Raw genomic sequence first — 23863 nt, 5'->3', positions numbered from 1 at the left:
GCTTGCCTACACCGACCGGCTGCGCGCCAGCGGCGGGTTCTTGGCGAAGTAGCGCACGATGCCGCGCATCAGCGCGTCGGCCAGCTTCTCCTGGTAGGCGCTGCTGCGCAGGCGCTTTTCTTCTTCCGGGTTGCTGATGAAGGCGGTTTCCACCAGCACGCTGGGGATGTCCGGGGCCTTGAGCACTGCAAATCCCGCCTGTTCCACACGCGGTTTGTGCAGTCGGCCCACATTGCCAATCTCGCCCAGCAACACCGTCCCCAGCTTCAGGCTGTCGTTGATTTGCGCTGTGGTGCTCATGTCCAGCAGCGCGCGCTGCACCTGCCGGTCTTTGGACTGCACATTGATGCCACCCACCAGATCTGCCTGGTTTTCCTTGTTGGCCAGCCAGCGCGCAGCCGTGCTGGAGGCGCCGCCCTGGCTCAGCGCAAACACGCTGGCGCCGCGCGCCGTGGGCACCGTGAACGCGTCGGCATGGATGCTGACGAACAGGTCGGCCTGCACGCGCCGCGCCTTTTGCACGCGGGTGGCCAGGGGTACAAAGTAGTCGCCGTCGCGCGTCAGGTAGGCGCGCATGGGGTTGCCTCCCACGGTGGTGGCGTTGATGCGATCGCGCAGCATGTGCGCCACGCGCAGCACCACGTCCTTTTCGCGCGTGCCTGCGGGGCCGATGGCACCGGGGTCTTCGCCGCCATGACCAGGGTCCAGCGCCACGATGATGATCCGGTCGGTCTGGGTGGTGGTGGCGCGGTTGCCAGGGCGCGCGGGTTCCGGTGGCGGCGTGGTGGCCACCATGGGCGGGGGCTCGGGCGGGCCCGGGCGCTGGCTGCGCTGGGCAATCAGGTCGCCCAGGGGGTCGTGCTCGGCGGGGGGCGCAGGGGGCCGTGCGGCGGCGGCTGCGGCAGCTGTCAGCGGTGGGTTGGGGGCTGGCGCGGGTTTGGCAGGGGCTTCGCGCAGGCGCTCGGCAATCAGCGCCTCCAGCGGGTCCACCGGCTCGGCGGGGTACAGGTCAAACACCAGCCGGTGCTGGTAGGCGGCCACCGGCGGCAGGGTGAACACCTGGGGCATGGCGGCCTGTTTCAGGTCGACCACCAGCCGCACCACGCCAGGCGCGTTCTGGCCCACACGGATGCCGGCAATGTTGGGGTCGTCGGGCTTGACCTTGGCCACCAGCTCGCGCAGCTCGGGGCTCAGGTCAATGCCTTCGATGTCCACCGCCAGCCGGGGCGGTGTGGTCACGAAAAACTGCTTGGCCACCAGCGCGCCGTCGGATTCGATGGTCACGCGCGAATACTCGGGGGCGGGCCACACGCGCACGGCCAGGATGGTGGCGCCGCGTGCAATCTGCTGCGTGCCCAGCAGCAGCACCAGGCTGCCCGCCTGCAGCACGGAGCGGCGCGAGGGCAGGGGGGCAGCAGCGGGGCGGGCGGGCAGGGTGGGTTCGTTCACGGCGTCTCAGAGGGCTTGCAGCAGGCTGCGCCCGGTGGCGGTGTGGGCGTGCAGCGTGATCTTCCTTTCGGTGTCATCCATTGCTTCAATGTGGATAGCAAGGTCCGCAAGCGGGGTAAGCGCTGCGGCCTTTTCCGGCCATTCTGCCACCTTGAGGCCGGGGTTGGCAAAAATGTCCCTGAAACCCGCGTCCTCCCACTCGCGCGGGTCGTCAAAACGGTAGAAGTCAAAGTGCCAGATGGCGAGGCCCGGGGCCTCGTGCGGCTCCACCACGGCATAGGTGGGGCTCTTGATGCGGCCCTCTACGCCCAGGGCGCGCAGCAGGTGGCGCACCAGTGTGGTCTTGCCCGCGCCCAGGTCGCCGTGCAGGGTCACGAAGGCATTGGCCAGCAGGGGCTGTGCGGCAAGGCGCTGCGCGAAAGCGGTGGTGTCGTCCTCGCTGTGCCAGGTGAAATGGCGCGTGGCCGGGGCGGCGGTGGCGTCGCCGCTTTCTACAATCTGGCCGGTATGTGGTGCAACAGTCAACTCGTTCCTCAAATGCAGGAGTGGGCCCGCGAACTGGGATTTTCCCAAATCGGCGTGGCGGGGGTGGACTTGTCTGCGGCAGAGCCCGGGCTTGAGGCCTGGCTGGCGCAGGGGTTTCATGGTGACATGCATTACATGGCATCCCATGGGTTGAAGCGCGCACGCCCGGCCGAGCTGGTGCCCGGCACGGTGAGCGTGATCACCGCGCGCATGGATTACTTGCCGCGCGATACCGCCGTGCACGCGCCCGAAGGCTGGCAGGTGGTGGAGCTCTCGCGCCTTGTCCGCCCGCAGGAAGGCATCGTCTCCGTCTACGCCCGGGGCCGGGACTACCACAAGGTGCTGCGCGCGCGCCTGCAAAAACTCAGCGACCGCATCGCCGAGGCCATCGGCCCTTTTGGCCACCGCGTGTTCACCGACTCGGCTCCCGTGCTGGAAGCGGAGCTGGCCGCGCGCAGCGGCCAGGGCTGGCGCGGCAAACACACACTGGTGCTCAACCGCGAGGCGGGGTCCATGTTCTTTCTGGGCGAGATTTATGTGGACATGGCCCTGCCCAGAAGCGCGCCCGTCACCGCGCACTGCGGCAGCTGCAGTGCGTGCATTGACGTGTGCCCCACGCAGGCCATCATTGCGCCGCACCGCATCGACGCGCGGCGCTGCATCTCGTACCTCACCATCGAACACGCCGGGCCCATCCCCGTGGAGTTGCGGCCCCTGATGGGCAACCGCATCTATGGCTGCGACGACTGCCAGCTGATCTGCCCCTGGAACAAGTTTGCCCAGGTGAGCCGCCTGCCGGATTTTGACGAGCGCAAGGGCCTGGGGGGCCAGCAACTGGTGCACCTGTTTGCGTGGGACGAGCCGACCTTTTTGCGCATGACCGAGGGTGGCCCCATCCGCCGCATCGGGCACGAGCGCTGGCTGCGCAATGTGGCTGTGGCGCTGGGCAATGCGCTGCGGGCGACGGGCGACGCGGCGGTGCGTGCGGCATTGCAGTCCCGCGCCGACGACCCCAGCGAGCTGGTGCGCGAACATGTGGCCTGGGCGCTGGATTTGGGGTGAAATTGGCCCCCGGCGCTTTATGGATAAGCGCGAGCAGCTATCAAAATAAGAGCATTGGTACCGCTTTGCTGCGGCGTGTTGCTTTGGATCTTGCGGCTACCGCGCCAGCCAACCTGTGTCTTTGAGGGTCAACACCAGCCCCTGGGTGAATTCTTCATACCCCGCCGCATTGGCATGGATCTGGTCCGCCCGCAGCCGCTCCTGCCCCAGTACACCTGACCAGCCTTTGCGGTGCAGCGGCACTTTCAGCTCGCTGGCGATTTCCTCGTACATCGCATGGTCGCTGAGGCGGCCTACTGCGGCCAACATCGTCAGCTCGGGCACGGCCACCAGCAGCACCTGTGCGCCGCTGGCCTGAGCATCGGCGCAGATCTGGCGGATGTTGCTGCGGGTTGTGGCAGTGCTCTGGCGGCGCAAAAAGTCGTTGCCGCCAATGCTCACGATCACCAGCGCGGGGGTGTGCTTATGCAGCAGCCCTGGCAACCGTGCCAGCGCCTGGGCAGAGGTGTCGCCCGAGATGCCGCCGTTGACTACTTTCCAGCCTGTCAGGCGTGCCAGCACGGCCGGGTAGGCGGTGTCGGCCGAGGCACCCACGCCCGATGTCAGCGAGTCGCCCAGGGCCAGCACGGTGGCATCGGGCGGCAACGATTGCGCGCGCGGGGTTTTGCGCCCGCAGCCCACCTGCGCCACCAGCGCCAGTGCCCCCAGGCTTGCCATCAACGCGCGGCGGCTGGTCACAGCGTCCGAACCCAGGGCTCTGCGGGAATCGGTCATCGGAGAAACCCCAGCGCAAACGGCAGGCTGACCATGCCCAGCAAGGTGGATAGGGTGACCAGCCCGGCCACATACGGCCCGTTGTAGCCCATGCGCGCCGCCAGCACATAGCAGGTAGATGCGGTGGGCAGGGCCGAGAAGGCCAGAAGCACCGTCGTCTGCACCGGGTTCAGCCCGAACAGCCGTGCCATCGCAAACGCCAGCAGTGGCTGCACCAGGTGCCGGATGGACAACACCGCCACGCTCAGCGCCTTGCCGCGCGAGAGCAGGCCAAACTGCAGGCCTGCGCCGGCTGCCATCAGGCCGAGGGCCAGCGATGCGGCGCTGATGCGGCTGACTGTGGGGCTGGCCCATTCAGGGATCTGAAACCCCAGCAAATTGGCGATCAAACCCGATCCCGTGGCGATGATGAGCGGGTTGCGCATCAGCTCCCGTGCAAAGCTGTGCTGCCCGTGCCGCGCCATGGGCCACACGGCCGCCACGTTGAACAGCGGCACACACACGCCGATCAGCACGGCGATCATCAGCAGGCCTTCTGCGCCCGCCAGGCGCTCGGCAATGGCCAGGCCAATGAACGAGTTGAAGCGGAACGCCACCTGCGCGCTGGCCGCATGGTCGCGCGCGTCGATGTGTTTGCCCAGCCAGGGCCAGTGCGGCAGGCTGTAGGCCACCGCAATGCCTGAAACGCCCATGGCCAACCCCGCCGCAATGAGGCCCGACGCAGCGCCGATGTCCACGGGGCTCTTGACGATGGACTGGAACAGCAGTACCGGGAACAGCAGGTAGTACACCAGGCTCTCCACGGGCTGCCACACCGAGCGGTTGAGGGCGGTGTACCGGCAGATCAGGTAACCGCAGAGGATGAGGGAGAAATCCGGGATCAGGAGCTGGGCGTAATTCACGCTCCGAGAATACTTGATGCAAGGCAGGGTCTTGGGGTTAGCCCTTATGTGGAATCCGCAGGTTGATGGCGGGCGTGTTGCGCATACCATCAGCGCTGTCTGTTACCTCACGAAGGAGAACTCCATGCATCGTCGTCAATGGCTTGCGCTGTCCGTACTGGCCGCCGCAGCAGGTACCGCAGCCGCCCAGGGCTACCCCAACAAGGTGATCAAGCTGCAGGTGCCGTTTGCACCCGGTGGCACCACCGACATCATTGCGCGCGTGATCGCCGACCCGCTGGGCAAGGCCCTCGGCCAGAGCGTGATCGTGGAGAACAAGGCCGGTGGCGGCGGCATTGTGGGTGCGGCGGAAACGGCACGCTCGGCACCCGACGGCTACACGCTGGGCGTGGCCACCGTGTCCACCACGGCCGCCAACCCCGCCATCAACCCCAAGACCCCGTACAACCCGCTGACGGATTTCACGCCCATCATCAACATTGCGGCCACGCCCAACCTGATTGCCGTGAACCCCAGCTTCCCCGCCAAGGACTACAAGTCGTTTGTGGCCGAAGTGCAGAAGAACCCCGGCAAGTATTCGTATGCATCGTCGGGCACGGGCGGCATCGGCCACCTGCAGATGGAGCTGTACAAGAGCCTGTCCAACACCTTCGTCACGCACATCCCCTACCGCGGTGCGGGCCCTGCACTGAACGACACTGTGGCCGGCCAGGTGCCGATCATCTTTGACAACATCCCATCGGCGCTGCCCTTTATCAAGGACAACCGCCTGGTCGCCATTGCCGTGGCAGCCCCCCAGCGCGTGGCCGCACTGCCCAATGTGCCCACCTTCAAGGAACTGGGCCTGGAGCCCGTGAACCGCATGGCGTACTACGGCATCCTGGGGCCCAAGGGCCTGCCCAAGGACATCGTGGACAAGATCAACGCCGCCGTGCGCACCGCTTTGCAAGACCCGGCGGTGAAAAAGCGCATTGAAGACACCGGCTCGATCGTGGTGGGCAACACCCCCGAGCAGTTTGCCGAACAGATCAAGGCCGAATTCGCGGTGTACAAGGATGTGGTCGCCAAGCAGAAGCTGACGCTGGAATAAGCCGGCGCGGCTTTGTTGCCACACCAAGCCGCCCGTTGCCACGGGCGGCTTTTTTACGTGCTATCGTTTTTGCATGCTCCCCACCAGCCTGACTGCCATTGACACCTTTGTGGACGCCCTGTGGCTGGAGGATGGCCTGTCGCGCAACACGCTGGCCGCTTACCGGCGCGATCTCACGCTGTATGCACAGTGGCTGGCAGGCCAGCAGCCGCCGCTGGCGCTGGATGACACAGCCGAGCACCACCTTCAGGGGTACTTTGCCGCCCGGCACGCGCAGACCCGTGCCACGTCTGCCAACCGGCGCCTGACGGTGCTGCGCCGCTACTTTCACTGGGCGGTGCGCGAGCGGCGCATGGCGGCCGACCCCACAGTGCGCCTGCAGGCCGCGCGCCAGCCGCTGCGCGTGCCCAAGACACTGTCCCAGGCGCAGGTGGAGGCACTGCTGAACGCACCCGACCTGGGCAACCCGCTGGGCCTGCGCGACCGCACGATGCTGGAGCTGATGTACGCCAGCGGGCTGCGCGTGACGGAGCTGGTCACCCTCAAGACCTTCCAGCTGGGGTTGAACGAAGGCGTGCTGCGAGTGATGGGCAAGGGCAGCAAGGAGCGGCTGGTGCCTTTTGGCGAGGAAGCCCGCCAGTGGCTGGAGCGCTACCTTCAGGAAGCGCGGGGCACGATCCTGGGCGGCCAGCAGACCGATGACCTCTTTGTGACGCAGCGCGGTAGCGGCATGACGCGCGTGATGTTCTGGGTCATTGTGAAGAAATGGGCGCAGGTGGCGGGCATCACCGTGCCGCTGTCGCCCCATACGCTGCGGCATGCCTTTGCCACACACCTGCTCAACCATGGCGCTGACCTGCGGGTGGTGCAGCTGCTGCTGGGGCACGCCGATATTTCCACCACCACCATCTATACCCATGTGGCGCGGGAGCGGCTCAAGTCGCTGCATGCGCAGCACCACCCGCGGGGTTGATCCTGGCCGGGCCAACGCCCGGCGCGCGTCACTCTTCGTTCAGGCTTTCCGCCCAGGTCAGCGCCTGCAGATGGGCCCAGTTGACTTGGCGGTTGGACAGGTGCAGCGCGTCAGCCGCCCTGGCAAAGGCCACCTCATCGCCGCTTTCGCACGCAATGGTGAGCTCCAGAAAAGGCGCAAACACCCCGGTACCACGCAGCAGTGCATCCATCACGGGCTCGGGCAGCGCCACCGATTCCAGCGCTTTTTCAATGGGAACACCCAGCATGGTGTCGAGCAGCGAGAAGACGCCCACCACAAAAGCGTTGTCGCATTCTTCGGGCGGCAGCAGCTCGGCGGCGAGCAGCTCCATCAGGCGGCCACGCACCACGGCGGTCTGGCCCACGGCCGGTGGGGCGCCGCCCGCGCGGGATGTGGTCATGAGCAAGGCTGCCCACCGGAACAGCTTTTTAAGGCCCAGGATCATCACCGCATGGCGGAACGAGGTGATCTCGCACGACAGGCCAAAACCCGACGAGTTGATGAAGCGCAGCAGGTTGAAAGACAGGGTGGGGTCTTTCTTGAGCAGCTCTTCAATTTCAGCCGTGGTCGCCTGTTTGCGCACCAGGTTGATGAGCTGGATGATGGTGGCCTGCGAGGGGCGGATGGTGGTGGCCTTCACCAGCGACGGTTTGGCGAACCAGTAGCCCTGGAACAGCTTGACACCCAGGCCGCGCATCAGCTCGTACTGCTCGGCCGTTTCCACCTTTTCGGCCACCAGGGTGGCCTTGCTGTGGGTGGTGGAGAATTTCACCAGCGGCCCTGCCAGTTCGGGCTTGAAAGCCTGCATGTCCAGCTTGATGAAGGATGCGAGCGGAAGCCAGTTGGTGTAAGCGCGCTTGAGGGCCTGCTGATCGAACGCCAGGCGAAAGCCACGCGCGCGCAGTGCTTCCAGTGTGGGGATGCGGCCTTCGATCTGTTCTGCGGTGGCGCCCTCGGGCAGGGGGGGCACTTCCAGCACCACCTTTTCGGGGTGGATCAGCTCCAGGTGGCCACCGGAGAGGCTGTCGTGCGTGCAATTGATGAACACCGTCTTCTTGCCGACCAGCGCTTCGGTGCCGGCGTATGACAAGGCATTGAACAGCAGGGCCGCATCGCTGGCCGCAGTGTGCGCATCAGAGGCCGTGGAGCGGTCAAACAGCTCATAGCCATAGACAGCGCGGGATTCATCCACGATGGCCTGGCGCGCAATGATTGCGATGTTCTCGTCTACGGGTTCGACCGCTGGCGCTGCAGCTTCGGGGGCGTCTTGTTCAGGTGTGCTCGACATGGGTCTGCTGTGATGAAGGGCGGGGCTCGCACTTGATTCTAGACCGGCACGCTCCGCCCGCACAGGAATCCCTGCGCATCGCCCTGCATCGCAGGCAGACGGGTGTCAGTCGCCGAGCTGGTCTGCCCAGGCCAGCGCCTGCAGGTGGGCCAGGTTGATCTGCTGGCTGGACAGGTGCAGCAGCCCTGCCGTGCGGTTGAACACCACATCGTCGCTGGACTCGCAGGCCTCGGCCAGTGTCAGCAGGTCGCCCAGAAAGCCCTCTCGGCGCAGCAGCGCTGCAGCCACCGGCTCGGGCACGTTGAGCAGGCCCAGCGCCGATTCCATGGGCATCGAGAGCATGACGTCCAGCAGCGAGAAAATGCCGACGACAAAGGCCTGGTCGGCCTCTTCGGGGGGCAGCGTTTCCAGCGCCAGTAGCTCCATCAGGCGGCCCCGCACCACGGCCGTCTGCCCCACGGACGACGGCGTGCCACTGGTGCGCGAAGCGGTCAGCAGCAGGGCGGCCCAGCGGAAAAGCTTTTTCAGCCCCATCAGCATGACGGCTTGGCGGAAGGATGACACCTCGCGCGAGAGCCCGAAGCCGGCAGAATTGATCAGGCGCATCAGGTTGAATGCCAGGCCAGCGTCTTTCTTGAGCGTTTCTTCGATGTCGTCGGTGCTGGCCTGTTTGCGCACCTGGTTGATGAGTTCGATGATGCTGGCCTGCGAGGGCGTGAGCAGCTTGGCCTCAACGAGGGCTGGGCGCGCGAACCAGTAGCCCTGGAACATCTGCACGCCCTGGCTGGAGACCATGTCGTACTGCTGGGCGGTTTCCACCTTTTCGGCGATCAGTTCAGCCTGCGAATGGCGCCCCGCATAGCTGATGAGCACGGCGAGCTGGTCGGGGGCCAGCACCGACAGGTCCAGCTTGATGTAGTCGGCCAGCGGCAGCCAGGGCGCATAGGCCGACTCCAGCACAGTGTGGTTGAACGCCAGGTGAAAGCCGCGATCGCGCAGCTCCGTGAGGATGGGCAGTCGCGTGGCCACCTCTTCACTGGCCGCATGGCCCAGCGGCGGGATCTCCAGCACCACCTTGTCAGGGTCTACCAGTTCCAGGTGCCCGCCCGAGAGGCTCTCGTGGGTGCAGTTGACGAAGATGAGCTTCTTGCCCACCAGCTCTTCGGTGCCCGCATGCGACAGCGCCGTGAAGACCAGGATCACATCGGTGGCGGCCGTGTGCGCCGCGCCGCTGCGCGAGCGGTTGAACAGTTCGTAGCCCACCACCACCTGTTGCGCGTTGACGATGGCCTGCCGCGCGATCATGGCGACCGAGGTCTGGTTGTCGGTGGCAGGTGCAGAAGAAGTGCCGGGGGCGGTGTTTGTGCTCATGGAGGGAGTATCGAAGAAACAGGGGCCGGTGTCAGTGCCGGGCTGGCGCGGCGGATTGTAGGAGCGGCGGCAATGCGCCATGTAACCAGAATTTCACAGCTGCTGGAGCCAGCGCAGTTCGTTGTCGGTGAAGCCGGCCTTTTTGCGGGCCGTTTCGTTGAACGGGGGTTTGAGGCGCGGGGCCTCGTATTGCGCCACCAGCGTGGCGTAGTGGGTCTCGGGGTCCAGCCCCGCCCGTTCACAGAGCCAGCGATACCAGTGGTTGCCAATCGCCACATGACCCACCTCGTCGCGCAGGATGGTGTCCAGAATGGCCACGGCCGCGAGTGCGTCGGGCGTGCCCACCTGGCGCAGCTTGGCCTGGATCTGGGGCGTGGCGTCCAGCCCCCGGGCCTCCAGGGTCCGGGGCACCAGCGCCATGCGGGCAAGGATGTCGTGCCCAGTCTTCTCGCACATGGTCCACAGGCCCTGGTGGGCCGGGAAGTCGCCGTAGTCATGGCCCTGGCTGCGCAGGTGGTCGCGCAGCAGCCTGAAATGGCCGGCCTCCTCGGCCGCCACCAGCATCCAGTCGAGGTAGTAACGCTGCGGCATGCCGCCAAAGCGCCAGACGGCATCCAGCGCCAGGTTGATGGCATTGAACTCGATGTGCGCGATGGCGTGAATCAGCACGGCGCGCCCCTCGGGCGTGGCGGGCGAGCGCCGGGCCATGTCGGTATGACGCCGAAGCTCGGGGCGCGCAGGGCGGCCTGGCAGGTCGTGGGCGTCGCCGGGGATTGGGTGCGTGTCGTTTGCTATTGAAAGCGTAGCTGCTTGCGCATGCAGGGCAAGCGCTGCGGCCGCTTTTTGTTCAGGGTCTGAAAGGCACAAGACCTGCAGTGCACGTTGGCGAAGCTCCATCCTTACAATTCTAGGGGCGCTGTAACGCCTGGCAGCTTCTGTGGCCTTGCGCGCGCTGGCCTTTTCTTTTTCTGGAGTGGTGCATGGCAATTTATGAACTCGATGGCGTGGCGCCGCAGGTGGCCGCATCGGCCTGGGTGGCAGACAGCGCGCAGGTGATGGGCAACGTGGTGCTGGGCGAAGACGCCAGCGTCTGGTTTGGCACGGTGGTGCGCGGCGACACCGAGAGCATCACCATTGGCGCGGGCTCCAACATCCAGGACGCCACTGTGCTGCACGCCGACTTCGGAAAACCCCTGGTGGTGGGCGAGCGCGTGACGGTGGGCCACCAGGTCATGCTGCATGGCTGCACGATTGGCGACGAATCGCTGATCGGCATTGGCGCCGTGGTGCTCAACGGGGCGAAGATCGGCAAGCATTGCCTGGTGGGCGCCGGTGCGCTGGTCACCGAGGGCAAGGAGTTTCCCGATGGCTCCATGATCATTGGCAGCCCCGCCAAGGCGGTGCGCGAACTGACGCCCGAGCAGATCGAAGGGCTGCGCCAGAGCGCCCTGCACTACATGGACAACGCGCGACGTTTTCGAAACGGCCTGCGCAAAATCGGCTGATTGCCGACATTTTCTGGAACCCCTGCGTGTCTGAACTTCACAAGTTTCTTTTTGATGGCCTTCCCGTGCGCGGCATGATCGTGCGCCTGACCGATGCCTGGACGGAAATCCTGCGCGTGCGTGCAGGCAATTCCGCCACGGGCGCGTATCCCGCACCGGTGAGCGAGCTGCTGGGCGAGATGGCGGCGGCCGGTGTGTTGATGCAGTCCAACATCAAGTTCAACGGTGCGCTGGTGCTGCAGGTGTTTGGCGATGGCCCGGTCAAGCTGGCCGTGGCCGAGGTGCAGTCGGACCTGAGCCTGCGCGCCACGGCCACCATCAACGGCGACGTGCCCGACGGCGCGCGCCTGAGCCAGATGGTGAATGTGGGCGGCGGCGGCCGCTGCGCGATCACGCTGGACCCCAAGGACCGCCACCCTGGCCAGCAGCCCTACCAGGGCGTGGTGCCGCTGCACGGCGACCACCACGAGAAGCTGGACCGCCTGTCCGACGTGCTGCAGCACTACATGCTGCAGTCCGAGCAGCTCGACACCATTCTGGTGCTCGGCGCCAACGAGCAGGTGGCGGCGGGCCTGTTGATCCAGCGCATGCCCATCAAGGGTGAAGGCAACCTGGCCGCAGGTCTCTCGCACCGCGAGAACGAAGACCAGATCGGCCACAACGAGGACTACAACCGCATCGCCCACCTGGCCGCCAGCCTGACGCGCGAGGAGTTGCTGACGCTGGACGTGGACACCATCCTGCACCGCCTGTTCTGGGAGGAAAAGCTGCTGCGCTTTGAGCCCCAGCAAGGCGCCAGCGGACCGCGCTTTGCCTGCACCTGCAGCCGCGAGCGGGTGAGCAACATGCTGCGCAACCTGGGCGCGGAAGAAGCCGAGAGCATCCTCGCCGAGCGCGAGGACATCGAGGTGGGCTGCGAGTTCTGCGGCCAGCAGTACCGGTTTGATGCAGTGGACGCCGCGCAGATTTTTGTCTCGCCCGCTGTCAGCCAGCCGCCCGGGCCCACGGGCATCCAGTAATCCGCCAGATTTGGCACGGCCCTCAGGGTTGCCGTGCTTCTCGCTGGGCGACAAGCGAGGTGAACAGGCGGTGCTCGCATTGAGGGTCGCTGCATTTCTCGCAGTTCCAGTCGCGCAACCGGGGCATTCGGGCCCCATTTTTTGATTCAAAACTGCCGCTAGCGCTTGCTGGATAAGCGCCAATAGCTATCTTATTGATAGCGTTTAGTGCGTTCTCGATCCGCCGTTCACCTTGGCCATAGACCACCTGGTAACGCAGCCCGGCTTGGGCCAGCGCAGCCCGAAGCCGGGCGTCCGCGGCTTCGCGGTCGGGTTGCTGCGCGGGCGGGCAGGGCAGGTCCAGCCCCATCAGCAACGTGAGGGCAGCCGCCGTGCAGTCGTCCGCGGTCGTCGTGCAGACAAGGCGCGCAGCGCCTCGTGCCAACCGCTGTTGCAAATCGTGTGCGAGGGCTGCGGCCCCGGTGCCGGGTGCGCCGATCAGGGCAATGGTCGGCGGCGGCGCAGACACGGGGTGCACAAAAAACCGCGCCTCAGCGCGGTGTGAACTGCACGTAGATCTCGTTGGGCTTGACCATGCCCAGTTCGCTGCGTGCTTTTTCTTCCACCATGTCCAGGCCTTCCTTGAGGTCGTGCACCTCGGACGCCAGGCGCTCGTTGGCCTGGCGGGCCTGGTCGTTTGCGGCCTTCTGCACATCAATCTGCCGCTGCATCTCGTTGACACGCGGCACGCTGCCACGCCCCAGCCAGAGCTGGGCGTGCAGCCCCACCAGCAGTGCCAGCAGAACCACGGTGACGGTGCGTGAGACCAAGGGTCAACCTTTACTGTTGCAACGATGTTTCGCCGCCGGGCCGCCCCAAGGCGCTCTGAACCGCTTGGCGGTCAGCCCCGAAAGGGAAACGTGGCCCCTTGGGGGGGCAGGGAGCCACACGCAGTGGGCGACCGTGGGGGGCATTACTTCAGGTTATAGAACGCAGCGCGGCCGGGGTACTGGGCAATTTCGCCCAGGTCTTCCTCGATGCGCAGCAGCTGGTTGTACTTGGCGATGCGGTCCGAACGGCTCAAGCTGCCGGTCTTGATCTGTCCCGCGTTGGTGCCCACGGCGATGTCGGCAATCGTGCTGTCTTCGGTTTCGCCCGAGCGGTGCGAGATCACGGCGGTGTAGCCGGCGCGCTTGGCCATCTCGATGGCGGCGAACGTTTCGGTCAGCGTACCGATCTGGTTGATCTTGATCAGGATGGAGTTGGCGATCTTCTTGTCGATGCCTTCCTTGAGGATCTTGGTGTTGGTCACGAACAGGTCGTCGCCCACCAGCTGCACCTTGTCGCCCAGGCGTTCGGTCAGGTGCTTCCAGCCGTCCCAGTCGCCTTCGTGCATGCCGTCTTCGATGCTGATGATGGGGTACTTGTCCACCCAGGTGGCCAGCATGTCGGTCCACTGCTCGGCGCTGAGCTTGATGCCGCCTTCGCCTTCCAGCACGTACTTGCCGTCCTTGTAGAACTCGCTGGCGGCGCAGTCCAGGCCCAGGGCGATCTGCTCGCCGGCGGTGTAGCCCGCAGCGTCGATGGCCTGCAGGATGAGCTGGATGGCGGCTTCGTGGTTTTCCACGGAAGGCGCGAACCCGCCTTCATCGCCCACGGCGGTGCTCATGCCCTTGTCGTGGATGATCTTCTTGAGGGCGTGGAACACCTCGGCGCCCCAGCGAACGGCTTCGCGGAATGTGGGCGCGCCCACGGGGATGATCATGAACTCCTGCAGGTCCAGGCTGTTGTTGGCGTGTGCGCCGCCGTTGATCACGTTCATCATGGGCACGGGCAACTGCACGCTGCCCATGCCACCCAGGTAGCGGTACAGGGGCAGGCCGGATTCTTCAGCCGCTGCGCGGGCCACGGCCATCGACACGGCCAGCATGGCGTTGGCGCCCAGGCGGCTCTTGTTCTCGGTGCCATCGAGGTCGATCAGGGTCTTGTCCAGAAAACCCTGTTCCGACGCATCCAGGCCCAGCACGGCTTCAGAGATTTCGGTGTTGATGGTTTCCACGGCCTTGAGCACGCCCTTGCCCAGGTAACGGCTCTTGTCGCCGTCGCGCATTTCAATGGCTTCGCGGCTGCCGGTGGATGCGCCCGACGGCACAGCGGCCCGGCCCATCACGCCCGATTCGAGCAGCACGTCGCACTCGACAGTGGGGTTGCCGCGGCTGTCCAGAATCTCGCGACCGACGATGTCAACGATAGCACTCATGGTTTTCCTTTTGCAGAAGTTTCAAATCAAATCGGGCTCCAGCGCTTGATGGATAAGCGCTGGCAGCTATCAATTAAAGAGCGAATCGGGTGTGTGCGCTCAGACGCCTTCGACGCACACCATGCGCATGATGGCGGCGCCTTCGCGGGCTGCCTTGGCCTTTTGGTACTCGGGCGTGTCGTAGAAAGCGCGGGCGGCTTCAAAGCTCGGAAACTTGAGAATCACGGTGCGGCCGGGGTTCCAGTCGCCTTCCAGCACCTCGACCTTGCCGCCGCGCACGCACACTTCAGCGCCGTGGGCCTGCATGGCCAGGGTGCTCCATTTGCGGTACTCCTCGTACTGCGTGGGGTTGGTGACGGTGACGGATGCGATGACGTAACCACTGCTCATGTCTTCAGGCTCCAAAGTTGTTTTCGAGGAATCCACTTTTCTTGGTGACGTCGTCCAGCGCCACCAGCGTTTCAAGCAATGCCTTCATGTGCTTGAGCGGCACGGCGTTGGGGCCGTCCGACCAGGCTTCGGCGGGGCGGGGGTGGGTTTCCATGAACAGGCCCGCCACGCCCACGGCCACGCCGGCGCGCGCAAGCACCGGCACCATGTCGCGCGCACCACCGCTCACGGCGCCCAGGCCACCGGGCTTTTGCACCGAGTGGGTCACGTCGAACACCACGGGCGCGCCGGAGTTGCGCATCTCGGCCAGGCTGGTCATGTCGGCCACCAGGTTGTTGTAGCCAAAGCTCACGCCTCGCTCGCAGGCGAGGAACCGGTCTTCTGACAGGCCGACTTCGGCTGCGGCGGCGCGGGCCTTGTCGATGACGTTCTTCATGTCCCAGGGTGCAAGAAACTGGCCCTTCTTGATGTTCACCGGCTTGCCCGATTGCGCCACAGCGCGGATGAAATCTGTCTGGCGGCACAGGAACGCAGGCGTTTGCAGAACGTCCACCACGCTGGCCACCTCGGCCACGTGCGAGGTGTCGTGTACATCGGTCAGGATGGGCAGCTGCAGCTGGCGACGCACTTCATCGAGGATCTTCAAACCGGCGTCGATGCCGACACCGCGCTTGCTGGTGCCCGACGACCGGTTGGCCTTGTCGAACGAGCCCTTGTAGATCAGCGGAATGCCCAGCGGCGCGCAGGCATCCTTGAGCTGGCCTGCGACGTCCAGCGACATCTCCAGGCCTTCGATGGAGCAGGTGCCTGCGATCAAAAAGAAGCGCTGGTCCAGGCCAACATTGAATCCGCACAGCTGCATCGTGACTCCCCTCAGGCTTTCTTCGTGGCTTGCTGGTGTTCCACGGCGGCCTTGATGAAGGCGTTGAACAGCGGGTGGCCGTTCCAGGGCGTGGACTTGAACTCGGGGTGGAACTGCACGCCGATGTACCAGGGGTGCACGCTGTGCGGCAATTCCACGATCTCGGTGAGTTCTTCGCGTTGCGTCAGCGCCGAGATCACCAGGCCCGCCTTGCGCAGCTCGTCGAGGTAGTTCACGTTGGCTTCGTAGCGGTGGCGGTGGCGTTCGGTCACCACGTCGCCGTAGATGCTGTGGGCCAGTGTGTCCTTGGCCACGTCCGAGCTTTGTGCGCCCAGTCGCATGGTGCCGCCGAGGTCCGAGTTTTCGTCGCGCGTCTTGATGGTGCCGTCGGCATCCTTCCACTCGGTGATCAGCGCGATCACGGGGTGGGGCGTGGTGGGGTCGAACTCGGTGCTGTTGGCTTTGGCCAGGCCCGCCACGTGGCGTGCATATTCAATGGTGGCCACCTGCATGCCCAGGCAGATGCCCAGGTAGGGCACCTTGTGTTCGCGGGCAAACTGGGCGGTGCAGATCTTGCCTTCCACACCGCGGCTGCCGAAGCCGCCGGGCACCAGAATGGCGTCGTACCTGGCGAGCTTGTCGGCAGCATTGGCACTGTCGATGGTTTCTGAGTCCAGGTGCTCGATCTTCACGCGCACATGGTTCTTCATCCCCGCGTGGCGCAGCGCTTCGTTCACCGATTTGTAGCTGTCCGAAAGATCGACGTATTTGCCGACCATGGCAATGGTGACTTCGCCCTGCGGGTGCTCGGTTTCGTGCACGAGCTCGTCCCAGCGCTTAAGGCTGGTGGGCGGTGTATTCAGGCGCAGCTTGTCGCAGATCAGGCCGTCGAGGCCTTGCTCGTGCAGCATGCGGGGCACCTTGTAGATGGTGTCCACGTCCCACATGCTGATCACGCCCCATTCGGGCACGTTGGTGAACAGCGAAATCTTTTCGCGCTCCTCCTCCGGCACCGGCTTTTGCGCGCGGCACAGCAGCGCGTCGGGCTGGATGCCGATCTTGCGCAGCTCCTGCACGGTGTGCTGGGTAGGCTTGGTCTTGAGCTCGCCTGCCGTGGCAATCCAGGGCAGGTAGGTGAGGTGCACAAAGGCCGAGTTGTTGGGGCCCAGCTTGAGGCTCAACTGGCGCACGGCTTCGAGGAACGGCAGCGATTCGATGTCGCCCACGGTTCCGCCCACCTCGCAGATGGCCACGTCCACCGCGTCATCGGTGCCGATGCCCGCACCGCGCTTGATGTATTCCTGGATTTCGTTGGTGACGTGGGGAATGACCTGAACGGTCTTGCCCAGGTAGTCGCCACGGCGCTCTTTCTCCAGCACCGACTGGTAAATCTTGCCGGTGGTGAAGTTGTTGGACTTCCTCATGCGCGTTTCAATGAAACGCTCGTAGTGGCCCAGGTCGAGATCGGTTTCTGCGCCGTCGTCGGTCACAAAGACCTCGCCGTGCTGAAACGGCGACATGGTGCCGGGGTCTACGTTGATGTAGGGGTCAAGCTTGATGAGGGTGACTTTGAGGCCCCGCGATTCGAGGATCGCGGCAAGGGAGGCTGAGGCGATTCCCTTACCGAGGGAAGACACCACACCGCCGGTGACGAAGACAAATTTGGTCATGTCTGAAGGGGGCCTCTCGCGAGAGGTCTCCTGGTGGTGGGAAATTGGGATTATAGATGGCACCCCGGCAATACCCCCGGCGGCAAGGGTACCCCCGTCTGCTAAATTCGCCCCATGAATGAGCTTGCTGGCAAACACATTGTTCTGGGTCTGAGTGGGGGCGTGGCTTGCTACAAGGCAGCCGATCTGTGCCGCCAGCTCATCAAGGAGGGCGCCACCGTGCAAGTGGTGATGACCGAGTCGGCTGAACAATTCATCACGCCTGTCACCATGCAGGCGCTGTCGGGCCGCACGGTGTATGGATCGCAATGGGACGCCCGCGAGCCCAACAACATGCCCCACATCAACCTGAGCCGCGAGGCAGATGCCATCCTGATTGCGCCCTGCAGCGCGGACTTTATTGCGCGTCTGGTGCAGGGCCGGGCGGACGAGTTGCTCAGCCTGATGTGTCTGGCCCGCCCCGCAGAGCAAGTGCCGTTGCTGTTGGCCCCCGCCATGAACCGCGAAATGTGGGCACACCCCGCCACCCGGCGCAACTTGAACCAGGTGGCGCAGGATGGTGCGGTGGTGCTGGGCGTAGGCAACGGTGACCAGGCCTGTGGCGAGACGGGCGACGGCCGCATGCTGGAGCCCGAGGAACTGCTGGAGGAGCTGATTGCGTTCTTTGCGCCCAAGGTTCTGGCCGGGCGCAAGGTGCTGGTGACGGCAGGCCCTACGTTTGAGGCAATCGACCCCGTGCGTGGCATTACCAACCTGTCGAGCGGAAAAATGGGCTTTGCCATTGCCCGCGCGGCCCGCGAAGCCGGGGCTGATGTCACGCTGGTCGCCGGGCCCGTGCATATACCGACCCCGCGCGGTGTGCGCCGCGTGAATGTGCAGTCGGCGCGGGACATGCTGGCCGCGGTGGAGCGGCATGTGCAATCGGCATCGGTGTTCATCGCCACTGCGGCCGTGGCGGACTGGCGGCCCGCGCGCGAGTCGACTCAAAAGATAAAAAAGGACGGCTCGGGTGACACCCCGAGCCTTGAATTTGTTGAAAACCCAGACATCCTTGCCACGGTCGCGAAGTCACTCCACGCCCTGGAAGGCGATCTTTTCTGTGTAGGTTTTGCGGCAGAGAGCCATGATCTGCTGGCCCATGCCACCGCCAAGCGTGCGCGCAAAGGTGTGCCGCTGCTGGTGGGCAATATCGGCCCTGCCACCTTTGGCCAGGATGACAACGCCCTGCTGCTGGTGGATGCCCAAGGCCACCGGGAGCTTCCCCGGGCGTCCAAGCGGGTGCTTGCGCAGCAGCTTGTGCAGGATATTGCGACACGCCTGCCGCCTGCGGCACGGTGACGGCTACTAACGGGAGGTCGTATGAGAACTGGCTCCACCAAGCCTGAATGGGACACCCCGCCAGACGGCGATTTTGCGCGCTATGTGGAGCAGCTGACCGCCTCTGTGCCACCAGCGAAGACCCCACCGTCGTCCTACGCCTCGCCTGCGGCCAGTCCGAAGCAGCCTGGTTCAAGGGTCGCCCGCCCTGTGGCACCGGGTGTTCCGCCCGATCTGGCCCAGGTTCTGATGCCACTGTTCGGCGTGCTGCGTGCTGTACGTATGCTGCTGGTGGTGCTGCTGGCATTGCATGGCGCGGCGCTTTTTTTGCTGGGGCAGGGCTCGTTGCCGGGATTGGTGGTGATGGGGGTTCTGTGGTGGGCGCTTGGCTGGTTGATGCAGGCAGCTCCTGGAGCCCTATCATCTGAAAGCGGTGCGTCCACACCAGCACTGGGGCCGCTGCAGGAGCGTCTGCGGCAGGTCGCGCAGCAACGCACAACAGGAAAGAAGAAACTGCCGTGAAGATTGATGTGAAGATTCTGGATCCGCGCATGGCGGATCAGTTGCCCACCTATGCCACCCCGGGCAGCGCTGGCCTGGACCTGCGCGCCTGCCTGGATGCACCGCTGACCTTGCAGCCCAATGCATGGAAACTCGTCCCCACGGGCATCTCGTTGTACATCAAGGACCCGGGCTACGCGGCGCTCATCCTGCCGCGCTCCGGGCTGGGGCACAAGCACGGTATCGTGCTCGGCAATCTTGTCGGCCTGATTGACAGCGATTACCAGGGTCAGCTGATGGTGAGTGCCTGGAACCGCAGCAGCGTTGCGTTCACCCTGGAGCCCATGGAGCGGCTGGCCCAGTTGGTGATCGTTCCCGTGGTTCAGGCGCAGTTCAATGTGGTCACGGAATTTGCAGCCACAAAGCGGGGTGAGGGCGGCTACGGCTCAACCGGCAAAGCCTGAATCCACGTATTGCCCGGTTTGGTCAGTTGCGTTGTAAGACGATGCTTACCTTTCGATGGGTTTGTTACTGACCAATGGGTTGCTCCTGCGTCTACGGACCAGGGGGCTGCAACGTTGTTCCAATCAAGCTATGCAAACAAGGCCAGACACTCCGTCTGCCGTGCGTAACCCATGACTTTAGGAGCCTGGAAATGCTGAAATTCAACCGTTCTTTCGCCGTTGCTGGCACTGTGGTTCTCGTGAGCGCTCTGGCGGCATGTGGCCACAACCGCTCCGCCCCTTCCGCGCCGTATTCCGGTGGCTACTCGGGCGGTTACCAGACGGCACCCGCCTACCCCAACAGCCCAGCCGGCACAGAATACGGCCGCGTTTCCAACATCGAGGTACTGCAGGGCCGATCACAGGGTCAGACGTCCGGTGCAGGTGCCGTGATCGGCGCGGTGGTCGGAGGGGTGTTGGGGAACCAGATTGGCAAAGGCTCGGGCCGGGCCGCTGCCACAGGCGTGGGCATTGTGGGTGGTGCTGTAGCCGGCAATGCCATCGAGGGCCGCAACAGCAGCCAAGATTACGCCCAAGGTTACCGTTTGTCGGTGCAACTCGATCAGGGGGGCTACCGCGTTTATGACGTGAGCAGCCCCGGCGATTTGCGCATTGGCGACCGCGTCCGCCTGTATAACGGGCAGATTTCGCGTCTCTAAGGTCGAAGAAAAGCATCAATGAAGTCCTGGCATCCCGGGACTTCCGCAATTGCCTTCAGTGCAGCAGGTGGTTTCCGGGCGCTTGGGGTTGCACCCGGAAGAAGCCTGTTCCCGCGCTTTTGCGGCCTACTTCCTCTTCCGTCGCCTCTCTGACGCCCTGCACAGTCAGCTGAAGTCGCAGCGCAATCCCCGCCAGTGGGTGATTCCCGTCCAGAACAACATGCTCGGGATAGATCTCGGTGACGGTGTAGAGCCCCGTGCGTGGTGCATCGGGATTGCACCCTTGCGGTAGGGCGGCACCGTCAAAAGTCATCCCTTCCTCGGTCTCTGCGGGAAAGAGATTGCGAGGCTCCAGAAAAAGCAGTTGGTCATCAAAGTCTCCGAAGGCGTCTTCCGGCTCCAGATGCAGGGCGAGCGTGGCCCCGGGGCCGTGTCCTTGCAGGGCTTCTTCGATGCGTGGCAGAAGGTCGTCCCCGCCGACGAGAAACTCCACAGGCTCATCGAGGACGTCCAGCTCTTCGCCCAGCGTGTCCTTGAGTATCCAGGTCAGCGCGACTACACAGTGTTCGGTAATTTCCATAGGAGAATTGTCGCAGTTTGACCAACGGCTCCGAAAAGGGGCAATTCGTTCTCATGGATATCCAGCAACCCCTCCCCCTGCTCGGCAGCCTGACCCCCGCGCAGTTCATGCGCCGCCATTGGCAGAAAAAGCCGCTGCTGGTGCGCCAGGCGATTCCACAGTTTTCGCCTCCGGTGCTCCGATCCGAGCTTTTTGCGCTGGCCGCCCAAGAGGGCGTGGAATCGCGTCTGGTGCAGTTGGCCAAAGGGGCTTGGAAGCTGCGCCATGGTCCTTTTCAGCGGCGTGCGCTGCCTTCGCTGCAGCAGCCTGACTGGACCTTGCTGGTGCAGGGCGTGGATCTGCATGACGATGCCGTGCATGCGTTGATGCAACAGTTCCGGTTCGTGCCCGAGGCGCGACTGGACGATCTCATGATCAGCTACGCGTCCAACGGCGGCGGCGTCGGTCCACATTTCGACAGCTATGACGTTTTTCTGCTTCAGGCGCACGGGCGACGCCGCTGGCGCATTGGACGCCAGAAGGACCTCACGCTGCGCGACGGCATTCCGCTCAAGGTGCTGGCGCAGTTCGAACCAGAAGAGGAGTTCGTCCTCGAGCCCGGTGACATGCTGTATTTGCCGCCCCGCTACGCCCACGACGGCGTTGCCGAAGGCGAATGCATGACGTACTCGATTGGCTTCAGGGCACCGGCCCGGCAGGAGCTGGCGCAGGAGCTTTTGGTGCGGTTGGCAGAGGACGCTTCTGAACAGGAAGGTGCGCTGCTGTACCGCGACGCAAAACAGGAAGCAGTGTTTCAGCCCGCAGCCATTCCTTCGGGGTTACAGGATTTCGCGCGCGAGGCCCTGGCCCGAGCGCTGTCGCAGCCGCTGGTGTTGGAGCGCGCGCTGGGTGAATACCTGACCGAGCCCAAGCCCAGTGTATGGTTTGAAGCCGGAGATGTGGGCGTGATGCTGGAAGGCGTGCGCCTGGATCGCCGTAGCCGCATGATGTATGACACGCACCACCTGTTCATCAATGGCGAGAGCTACCGCGCTGCTGGCCGGGATGCAACACTGATGCGCCGTTTGGCAGATGAACGCCAGTTGACGGCGCGGGAGCTTGCACGGGCCAGTGACGATGCGCTGGAATTGTTGTCAAACTGGTGTGACGCAGGCTGGGCGCACGCCTGGGCAGGCTAGCCAGTGAAGACCGAGGAGCCACGTGATGACCGAGATTTCTGCCACTAGCCCGCAGTCGCTCCCCGACTTGCCCTCTGGCCGTTTCAGTGGGCGGGAGGCGTTCCAGCAACTGGTTCGCGACGCAATTGCCACGGCCGCACGCGATGGGTGGAAGGAGATCGTCATCAGCGATGCGAATTTTCATGACTGGCCGCTGGGCGAACGCGCTGTGGTGGAGGCCCTCCAGGAATGGGCACACGGGAGTCGGCGGTTCACGATGCTGGCCTGCAGCTATGACGACGTGATTCGACGGCATGCCCGTTTTGTGCGGTGGCGTGGCACATGGGATCACATCCTCAATTGCCGCCGCAGCCCTGGCGCCGACCCGCTGGACATTCCCAGCGCTCTGTGGTCTCCGCAATGGGTGATGCAGCGGTTGGACCCTGAGCGGTGTGTGGGCGTGACGGGCAATGAACCCGATCGGAGGGTGTTGCTGCGCGAGACACTCAACGAGTGGGTTCGTGGCAAGAGCGCGCCTGGCTTTCCTGCTTCGACCCTGGGGCTTTGAGCCTCAATCGGCGTATTGCGCAGAGTCAAGCGGTCGTAAAGGATTCGTCAGTGTTAGTCAGTATTGACTAAATACCAATATAATCGGCGGCTGTGCCAAAAAGGTGCAACCCAAGCGCATTGTGCCAAAGCGTACCGGGGCTTCCCATAAGCCTTGCGCCGTGGCTTTTCAAGATTCTGTCTGTTCAACTAGGAAAATCGAAATGAAGAACTCTCTCGTTCTGGCCGCCCTGATCGCTGCTGCTGCACTCGCCGCCTGTGGCAAGAAGGAAGAACCCGCTCCTGCACCAGCGCCCGCTCCTGTCGAAGCACCCGCTCCTGCTCCAGAGCCAGCAGCTTCTGAAGCCGCTCCTGCCGCATCGGACGCAGCTGCAGCCGCCTCTGACGCAGCAGCTCCTGCTGCTGACGCTGCCAAGGCCGCTGCCGACGCAGCTGCAGCCGCTGCAACTGGCGCTTCCGAAGCCAAGTAATCCCGGCGTGCAGTGGTGGCAGGTTGCAAGACCTGCCGCTTTTGCCCAAAAGCTCCGCCCGCAAGGCCGGAGCTTTTTGCTTTTTGGGTGCGATGGCTTTTTCAGTAGCCCGTGAGTGACGGTCATTCGGGCTGTGCAACTGCTCAGCCCGTGACGGTCAGCCACGGTGTACCGGCTGTCGGACTGGCCACGGTGATGTCGTCGGGGCTGGTATCGAGGGCGCGGCCCAAGGCCTGCTTCGCGAGGGTGGGGGTGTTGTTGCGTGCGCTCAGATGAGCGGCCACCACGCATTGAAGGCGCGAATGCCGGACCGCCCGCAGGATGCTGCCGGTCGCTTCGTTGGCCAGGTGTCCGTAGGGCCCGGCAACCCGGCGTTTGAGGAACAGTGGGTACCTGGAGGCGTCGAGCAGTGCGGGATCATGGTTGGCTTCAATCATGAGCGCATTGCAGCCTTTCAGTTGCTCCAGAACGTGATCGCTGGCGTGGCCCAGGTCGGTCAGTAAGCCCAGATGGGATGCACCGTCGGTAAATCGCAGTTGCAGCGGTTCGCGGGCGTCGTGTGGCACCGTGAAAGGAACTGCGTTGAAGGCCCCCATGTCGATGGCGTGCATGTCATGCGCAACCTGAAGAAGGCCATCAAAATCCGGGGCTCCCAAGGCGGAGTAGGTGCCCTGGCTCATCCACACTGGAACACGGTAGCGCACGGCCAGTGCCTGCGCGCAGCCAATGTGGTCCGAGTGTTCGTGCGTGATGAAGATGCCATCGAGGTCGTCAGGTTGCAACTGTGCCTGTGCCAGACGAGCCTGAAGCTGCCGGATTCCGAATCCGCAATCGATGAGCAGACGCCGGGTCAGCGTGCCGCAGCGACCCTCCACCACCGTGGCGTTGCCTGTGCTGCCGCTGCCCAGGTTCTTGAAGCGCAGCATGAAGGTTCGAATGAAAGCGCGCCTTGGCAGCCGTCTGGGTCCC

At 64.4% G+C, this 23863-nt stretch carries 27 protein-coding genes; 12 read left to right on the top strand and 15 right to left on the bottom strand.

The annotated features are described in order from the left end of the window. Window positions 1-6: 6 nt before the first annotated feature. Window positions 7-1449 (bottom strand): N-acetylmuramoyl-L-alanine amidase, encoded by a 1443-nt coding sequence (locus KYG_RS16330; RefSeq protein ID WP_008906037.1) that lies wholly within the window; start codon window positions 1447-1449, stop codon window positions 7-9. A gap of 6 nt (window positions 1450-1455) precedes the next feature. After that, entirely contained in the window at window positions 1456-1974 is a 519-nt protein-coding gene (tsaE, locus tag KYG_RS16325) for a tRNA (adenosine(37)-N6)-threonylcarbamoyltransferase complex ATPase subunit type 1 TsaE (protein WP_008906036.1), read from the bottom strand. 12 nt (window positions 1975-1986) lie between these two features. Between tsaE and queG the strand changes: the two genes are divergently transcribed. Beyond that, window positions 1987-3036, top strand: coding sequence for a tRNA epoxyqueuosine(34) reductase QueG (queG, locus tag KYG_RS16320; protein ID WP_008906035.1), 1050 nt, complete (start codon window positions 1987-1989; stop codon window positions 3034-3036). 96 nt (window positions 3037-3132) lie between these two features. On the opposite strand, the gene KYG_RS16315 is transcribed toward queG, so the two are convergent. Next, window positions 3133-3810, bottom strand: coding sequence for a GDSL-type esterase/lipase family protein (locus tag KYG_RS16315; RefSeq protein WP_008906034.1), 678 nt, complete (start codon window positions 3808-3810; stop codon window positions 3133-3135). After that, complete coding sequence (locus tag KYG_RS16310) at window positions 3807-4712, bottom strand: AEC family transporter (protein ID WP_008906033.1); 906 nt, start codon at window positions 4710-4712, stop codon at window positions 3807-3809. The genes KYG_RS16315 and KYG_RS16310 overlap by 4 nt, the downstream gene beginning before the upstream one ends. A 124-nt stretch (window positions 4713-4836) precedes the next feature. On the opposite strand from KYG_RS16310, the gene KYG_RS16305 reads away from it, so the two are divergent. Together KYG_RS16305 and xerD are read left to right on the top strand one after the other, a co-directional pair. After that, a complete protein-coding gene (locus KYG_RS16305) occupies window positions 4837-5802 on the top strand; it encodes a tripartite tricarboxylate transporter substrate binding protein BugE (RefSeq protein WP_008906032.1) in 966 nt (321 codons plus the stop codon). 73 nt (window positions 5803-5875) lie between these two features. Further along, window positions 5876-6775, top strand: a complete 900-nt coding sequence (xerD, locus tag KYG_RS16300) for a site-specific tyrosine recombinase XerD (RefSeq protein ID WP_008906031.1) — start codon at window positions 5876-5878, stop codon at window positions 6773-6775. Between the two features lie 28 nt (window positions 6776-6803). Here xerD and KYG_RS16295 read toward each other — a convergent pair whose 3' ends face one another. The 3 genes from KYG_RS16295 to KYG_RS16285 all read right to left on the bottom strand — a co-directional run bounded on the left by KYG_RS16295 (window position 6804) and on the right by KYG_RS16285 (window position 10352). Beyond that, window positions 6804-8084 (bottom strand): EAL and HDOD domain-containing protein, encoded by a 1281-nt coding sequence (locus KYG_RS16295; RefSeq protein WP_008906030.1) that lies wholly within the window; start codon window positions 8082-8084, stop codon window positions 6804-6806. Window positions 8085-8189: 105 nt separating this feature from the next. Then, window positions 8190-9455: an EAL and HDOD domain-containing protein gene (locus KYG_RS16290; protein WP_034695002.1), complete on the bottom strand. Its 1266-nt coding sequence runs from the start codon at window positions 9453-9455 to the stop codon at window positions 8190-8192. Window positions 9456-9548: 93 nt separating this feature from the next. Next, the gene (locus KYG_RS16285) at window positions 9549-10352 is read right to left on the bottom strand and encodes a ferritin-like domain-containing protein (protein WP_008906028.1); all 804 of its coding nucleotides are present in this window, start codon (window positions 10350-10352) and stop codon (window positions 9549-9551) included. Between the two features lie 83 nt (window positions 10353-10435). Between KYG_RS16285 and KYG_RS16280 the strand changes: the two genes are divergently transcribed. Next, on the top strand, window positions 10436-10960 hold the full coding sequence (locus KYG_RS16280) for a gamma carbonic anhydrase family protein (RefSeq protein WP_008906027.1): 525 nt from the start codon (window positions 10436-10438) through the stop codon (window positions 10958-10960). A 26-nt stretch (window positions 10961-10986) separates the two neighbouring features. Next, window positions 10987-11979, top strand: a complete 993-nt coding sequence (locus tag KYG_RS16275) for an Hsp33 family molecular chaperone HslO (RefSeq protein WP_008906026.1) — start codon at window positions 10987-10989, stop codon at window positions 11977-11979. 22 nt (window positions 11980-12001) lie between these two features. On the opposite strand, the gene KYG_RS16270 is transcribed toward KYG_RS16275, so the two are convergent. From KYG_RS16270 to KYG_RS16245, 6 genes are all read right to left on the bottom strand, one after another. After that, on the bottom strand, window positions 12002-12487 hold the full coding sequence (locus tag KYG_RS16270) for a hypothetical protein (protein ID WP_050813878.1): 486 nt from the start codon (window positions 12485-12487) through the stop codon (window positions 12002-12004). A 22-nt stretch (window positions 12488-12509) separates the two neighbouring features. Beyond that, the gene (ftsB, locus tag KYG_RS16265) at window positions 12510-12788 is read right to left on the bottom strand and encodes a cell division protein FtsB (protein WP_008906024.1); all 279 of its coding nucleotides are present in this window, start codon (window positions 12786-12788) and stop codon (window positions 12510-12512) included. A 143-nt stretch (window positions 12789-12931) separates the two neighbouring features. Then, a complete protein-coding gene (eno, locus tag KYG_RS16260) occupies window positions 12932-14218 on the bottom strand; it encodes a phosphopyruvate hydratase (RefSeq protein WP_008906023.1) in 1287 nt (428 codons plus the stop codon). A 99-nt stretch (window positions 14219-14317) separates the two neighbouring features. Then, the gene (locus KYG_RS16255; protein ID WP_005795233.1) at window positions 14318-14608 is read right to left on the bottom strand and encodes a DUF1330 domain-containing protein; all 291 of its coding nucleotides are present in this window, start codon (window positions 14606-14608) and stop codon (window positions 14318-14320) included. Window positions 14609-14612: 4 nt separating this feature from the next. Continuing rightward, window positions 14613-15470, bottom strand: a complete 858-nt coding sequence (gene kdsA, locus KYG_RS16250) for a 3-deoxy-8-phosphooctulonate synthase (RefSeq protein WP_008906022.1) — start codon at window positions 15468-15470, stop codon at window positions 14613-14615. An 11-nt stretch (window positions 15471-15481) separates the two neighbouring features. Further along, window positions 15482-17140: a CTP synthase gene (locus tag KYG_RS16245; protein ID WP_008906021.1), complete on the bottom strand. Its 1659-nt coding sequence runs from the start codon at window positions 17138-17140 to the stop codon at window positions 15482-15484. A gap of 114 nt (window positions 17141-17254) precedes the next feature. On the opposite strand from KYG_RS16245, the gene coaBC reads away from it, so the two are divergent. The 4 genes from coaBC to KYG_RS16225 all read left to right on the top strand — a co-directional run bounded on the left by coaBC (window position 17255) and on the right by KYG_RS16225 (window position 20120). Further along, window positions 17255-18478: a bifunctional phosphopantothenoylcysteine decarboxylase/phosphopantothenate--cysteine ligase CoaBC gene (gene coaBC, locus KYG_RS16240; protein WP_008906020.1), complete on the top strand. Its 1224-nt coding sequence runs from the start codon at window positions 17255-17257 to the stop codon at window positions 18476-18478. A gap of 228 nt (window positions 18479-18706) precedes the next feature. Continuing rightward, window positions 18707-18979: a hypothetical protein gene (locus tag KYG_RS16235; RefSeq protein WP_050813884.1), complete on the top strand. Its 273-nt coding sequence runs from the start codon at window positions 18707-18709 to the stop codon at window positions 18977-18979. Beyond that, window positions 18976-19422: a dUTP diphosphatase gene (gene dut / locus KYG_RS16230; protein WP_008906018.1), complete on the top strand. Its 447-nt coding sequence runs from the start codon at window positions 18976-18978 to the stop codon at window positions 19420-19422. Before KYG_RS16235 ends, dut begins: the two co-directional genes overlap by 4 nt. 191 nt (window positions 19423-19613) lie before the next feature. Then, entirely contained in the window at window positions 19614-20120 is a 507-nt protein-coding gene (locus KYG_RS16225; protein WP_008906017.1) for a glycine zipper 2TM domain-containing protein, read from the top strand. A 55-nt stretch (window positions 20121-20175) separates the two neighbouring features. Here KYG_RS16225 and KYG_RS16220 read toward each other — a convergent pair whose 3' ends face one another. Next, window positions 20176-20700, bottom strand: a complete 525-nt coding sequence (locus KYG_RS16220; protein WP_008906016.1) for a peptidylprolyl isomerase — start codon at window positions 20698-20700, stop codon at window positions 20176-20178. A 53-nt stretch (window positions 20701-20753) separates the two neighbouring features. Between KYG_RS16220 and KYG_RS16215 the strand changes: the two genes are divergently transcribed. The 3 genes from KYG_RS16215 (at window position 20754) to KYG_RS23940 (ending at window position 22894) form a co-directional block, all read left to right on the top strand. Then, entirely contained in the window at window positions 20754-21878 is a 1125-nt protein-coding gene (locus tag KYG_RS16215; protein WP_008906015.1) for a cupin domain-containing protein, read from the top strand. Between the two features lie 25 nt (window positions 21879-21903). After that, window positions 21904-22425: a hypothetical protein gene (locus KYG_RS16210; protein WP_008906014.1), complete on the top strand. Its 522-nt coding sequence runs from the start codon at window positions 21904-21906 to the stop codon at window positions 22423-22425. Between the two features lie 202 nt (window positions 22426-22627). Next, window positions 22628-22894: a hypothetical protein gene (locus KYG_RS23940; RefSeq protein ID WP_085942599.1), complete on the top strand. Its 267-nt coding sequence runs from the start codon at window positions 22628-22630 to the stop codon at window positions 22892-22894. Between the two features lie 143 nt (window positions 22895-23037). On the opposite strand, the gene KYG_RS16200 is transcribed toward KYG_RS23940, so the two are convergent. Further along, on the bottom strand, window positions 23038-23820 hold the full coding sequence (locus tag KYG_RS16200) for an MBL fold metallo-hydrolase (RefSeq protein WP_008906012.1): 783 nt from the start codon (window positions 23818-23820) through the stop codon (window positions 23038-23040). Window positions 23821-23863 lie beyond the last annotated feature (43 nt).

The sequence above is a fragment of the Acidovorax sp. NO-1 genome (assembly GCF_000238595.1).
Taxonomy (GTDB): Bacteria; Pseudomonadota; Gammaproteobacteria; order Burkholderiales; family Burkholderiaceae_C; genus Acidovorax.
Note: the sequence above shows the minus strand (reverse complement) of the source record. Positions and strands in the feature narration are given on the sequence as shown.

Excerpts from the sequence above, each read along its gene's own strand:
- KYG_RS16245 (WP_008906021.1), bottom strand. The coding sequence starts at position 17,140 with ATGACCAAATTTGTCTTCGTCACCGGCGGTGTGGTGTCTTCCCTCGGT.
- KYG_RS16305 (WP_008906032.1), top strand. The coding sequence starts at position 4,837 with ATGCATCGTCGTCAATGGCTTGCGCTGTCCGTACTGGCCGCCGCAGCA.
- xerD (WP_008906031.1), top strand. The coding sequence starts at position 5,876 with ATGCTCCCCACCAGCCTGACTGCCATTGACACCTTTGTGGACGCCCTG.
- KYG_RS16290 (WP_034695002.1), bottom strand. The coding sequence starts at position 9,455 with ATGAGCACAAACACCGCCCCCGGCACTTCTTCTGCACCTGCCACCGAC.
- KYG_RS16315 (WP_008906034.1), bottom strand. The coding sequence starts at position 3,810 with ATGACCGATTCCCGCAGAGCCCTGGGTTCGGACGCTGTGACCAGCCGC.
- queG (WP_008906035.1), top strand. The coding sequence starts at position 1,987 with ATGCAGGAGTGGGCCCGCGAACTGGGATTTTCCCAAATCGGCGTGGCG.
- KYG_RS16295 (WP_008906030.1), bottom strand. The coding sequence starts at position 8,084 with ATGTCGAGCACACCTGAACAAGACGCCCCCGAAGCTGCAGCGCCAGCG.
- KYG_RS16285 (WP_008906028.1), bottom strand. The coding sequence starts at position 10,352 with ATGGAGCTTCGCCAACGTGCACTGCAGGTCTTGTGCCTTTCAGACCCT.
- coaBC (WP_008906020.1), top strand. The coding sequence starts at position 17,255 with ATGAATGAGCTTGCTGGCAAACACATTGTTCTGGGTCTGAGTGGGGGC.
- eno (WP_008906023.1), bottom strand. The coding sequence starts at position 14,218 with ATGAGTGCTATCGTTGACATCGTCGGTCGCGAGATTCTGGACAGCCGC.
- KYG_RS16215 (WP_008906015.1), top strand. The coding sequence starts at position 20,754 with ATGGATATCCAGCAACCCCTCCCCCTGCTCGGCAGCCTGACCCCCGCG.
- KYG_RS16255 (WP_005795233.1), bottom strand. The coding sequence starts at position 14,608 with ATGAGCAGTGGTTACGTCATCGCATCCGTCACCGTCACCAACCCCACG.
- KYG_RS23940 (WP_085942599.1), top strand. The coding sequence starts at position 22,628 with ATGAAGAACTCTCTCGTTCTGGCCGCCCTGATCGCTGCTGCTGCACTC.
- kdsA (WP_008906022.1), bottom strand. The coding sequence starts at position 15,470 with ATGCAGCTGTGCGGATTCAATGTTGGCCTGGACCAGCGCTTCTTTTTG.
- KYG_RS16280 (WP_008906027.1), top strand. The coding sequence starts at position 10,436 with ATGGCAATTTATGAACTCGATGGCGTGGCGCCGCAGGTGGCCGCATCG.
- KYG_RS16200 (WP_008906012.1), bottom strand. The coding sequence starts at position 23,820 with ATGCTGCGCTTCAAGAACCTGGGCAGCGGCAGCACAGGCAACGCCACG.
- KYG_RS16210 (WP_008906014.1), top strand. The coding sequence starts at position 21,904 with ATGACCGAGATTTCTGCCACTAGCCCGCAGTCGCTCCCCGACTTGCCC.
- KYG_RS16220 (WP_008906016.1), bottom strand. The coding sequence starts at position 20,700 with ATGGAAATTACCGAACACTGTGTAGTCGCGCTGACCTGGATACTCAAG.
- KYG_RS16235 (WP_050813884.1), top strand. The coding sequence starts at position 18,707 with ATGCCACTGTTCGGCGTGCTGCGTGCTGTACGTATGCTGCTGGTGGTG.
- KYG_RS16225 (WP_008906017.1), top strand. The coding sequence starts at position 19,614 with ATGCTGAAATTCAACCGTTCTTTCGCCGTTGCTGGCACTGTGGTTCTC.